The organism is Corynebacterium neomassiliense, assembly GCF_900626215.1.
Lineage (GTDB): Bacteria > Actinomycetota > Actinomycetes > Mycobacteriales > Mycobacteriaceae > Corynebacterium > Corynebacterium neomassiliense.
Map to the genome: position 1 here is coordinate 1 of NZ_LR131115.1, position 2,511 is coordinate 2,511.

The window sequence follows — 2,511 nt, forward strand, 5'->3', positions numbered from 1 at the left end:
GGTGGGGGAGTAGTGGCCAGATTTGGGGGTAGTGGTCGGGGTTGCCTATACTCAGGGGGCACACAGAGTGCCCCCGTTGTAGGGACCTAGACCACCTGACGTGAATCAGGTGCGGGAGAAAGGCGAACCGTGGAGCAGCAGCGGCACCGCGATGACGAGGATGCGATCCGGTCGGCACTGTCGTCCCTGAAGAACTCCACCGGAATCCCGGTGACGATGTTCGGGTCGTGCCAGTCCGACGGCCGGATGGTGATCAACCAGTGGGTGGGCCTGCGTACCCCTGCACTGAACAATCTCTCCATCGAGGCCGGACAGGGTGTGGGAGGTCGGGTGATGGCCACCCGGCGCCCGGTCGGTGTCTCCGACTACATCCGCGCGAAGTCGATCTCGCACGAGTTCGACCGGCCGATCCGGGACGAAGGTCTCCATTCCATCGTCGCCGTCCCCGTGATCGTGGGGCGCGAGATGCGTGGCGTCCTCTACGCCGGAGTGCACTCCCCGGTCCGTATGGGGGACAAGGTGCTGGAAGAGGTGACCATGACCGCCCGCACACTGGAACAGGACTTCGCCGTCAACGGCGCACTGCGCCGGGCGGACGCCAACCCCCGGGAACCTGTCAGCAAACCGGTGCGCACGATGTCCGGGGCGGAATGGGAACAGGTCAGGGCCACGCATTCCCGACTGAGGATGCTCGCCAACCGGGTCGAGGACGAGGAGATTCGCCGCGACCTCGAGGTGCTGTGCGACCAGATGGTCAGTCCGGTGCGGGTGAAGCAGACCACCAAGCTCTCCGCCCGGGAGCTCGACGTGCTCTCCTGTGTGGCCCTGGGGCACACCAACGTGGAGGCCGCGGAGGAGATGGGGATCGGGGCAGAGACGGTGAAGAGCTATCTGCGGTCGGTCATGCGCAAGCTCGGCGCCCACACCAGGTACGAGGCGGTCAACGCCGCACGGAGGATAGGCGCCCTGCCCTGATCCGGCCGGACCACTAGGGTGGTGGGCGTGAAAGAACATTTCCTGGTGACCGGCGGTGCACGCCTTGAAGGATCGGTCTCTGTCGTCGGGGCGAAGAACAGCGTCCTGAAGCTCATGTCTGCGGCACTGCTCGCGGAGGGGACGACGGTCCTGCACAACTGTCCGCAGATCTCGGACGTGACCTACATGGTCAAGGTCCTGGAAGGTCTGGGCTGCACCGCCCGCGCAGACGGAGAGCGTGTGGAGATCACCGTCCCCGAGGTCATCTCCCCGGACGCGGACATTGACGCGGTCCGGCAGTTCCGTGCCTCGGTCTGCGTCCTCGGTCCCCTCACCGCCCGGTGCCACCGTGCCGTGGTCGCCCTGCCCGGCGGTGACGCCATCGGCAACCGCCCTCTCGACATGCACCAGTCAGGGCTGGAGAAGATGGGTGCCGCGACCCGCATAGAGCACGGATGCGTGGTCGCCGAAGCCGAGGAACTTCACGGGGCCCAGATCAACCTGGATTTTCCCTCCGTGGGTGCCACAGAGAACATCCTCACCGCAGCGGTCCTCGCCGACGGGACCACCGTCCTGGACAATGCGGCCCGGGAGCCGGAGATCGTCGACCTGTGCCACATGCTGCGCGAGATGGGCGCACAGATTGAGGGGGAGGGCTCCAGCACCATCACGGTGACCGGGGTGAAGAAGCTGCATCCGGTGGAGCACCGGGTGGTCGGGGACAGGATCGTCGCCGGCACATGGGCCTATGCCGCGGCCATGACACGCGGTGACGTCACTGTCGGTGGCATTGATCCTGCCCACCTCCACCTCGTCCTGGAGAAACTCCGGTCGGCAGGTGCCGGAGTGGAGACCTACCCGACAGGTTTCCGGGTCACCCAGGAACGCCGGGCGACCGCCGTGGACTACCAGACCCTGCCCTTCCCCGGTTTTCCCACCGACCTGCAGCCGATGGCGATAGCCCTGTGCTCGGTCAGTGAAGGGATGAGTGTGATCACGGAGAACATCTTCGAGTCACGGTTCCGTTTCGTCGACGAGATGACACGACTGGGGGCGGACGCCACCATTGACGGACACCACGTCGTCGTCAGGGGCAGAGAGCAGTTGAGTTATGCGCCGGTGTGGAGCTCTGACATCCGGGCGGGTGCGGGGCTGGTGCTCGCGGGCCTGTGCGCGGACGGGGTGACGAGGGTCAATGACGTCCACCACATTGACCGCGGGTATCCCGGTTTCGTCGAGGACCTGTGCCGTCTGGGCGCCAGGGTGGAGCGGGTCGCCGATGAGTGACGCCCGCGGGTTGGGAGGGGACGACGGGGCCCGTAGGCCGGTGACCTGCAGACTTGTCCGTCGTGTCGAGTGTGTGTAGATTTGTCGGGGTTGCCACGGGAGGCTGGGACAGTGTTCCGGTACGGTTCGTGGTGTGCGGTTGTTGTTTGAGAACTCAATAGTGTGATGAACCAAGTTTTTACAAGTCGCAGATGATGCAGACGGTTCGGATGGTCCCGGCAAGTGGGTGACTGCTTGTTAAATATGGAT

The 2,511-nt window shown here is 65.1% G+C and carries 2 protein-coding genes; both read left to right on the forward strand.

Going from position 1 to position 2,511, the window contains the following annotated elements; all coding sequences use genetic code 11:
• Positions 1–129 precede the first annotated feature (129 nt).
• Positions 130–975 carry an acetate metabolism transcriptional regulator RamA gene (ramA, locus tag E0E18_RS13775; protein WP_066586974.1) on the forward strand — a complete coding sequence of 282 codons (846 nt, stop codon included), beginning with the start codon at positions 130–132 and terminating at the stop codon, positions 973–975.
• A 27-nt stretch (positions 976–1,002) separates the two neighbouring features.
• On the forward strand, positions 1,003–2,262 hold the full coding sequence (gene murA / locus E0E18_RS13780; RefSeq protein WP_066589557.1) for a UDP-N-acetylglucosamine 1-carboxyvinyltransferase: 1,260 nt from the start codon (positions 1,003–1,005) through the stop codon (positions 2,260–2,262).
• The last annotated feature ends 249 nt before the right edge of the window (positions 2,263–2,511 follow it).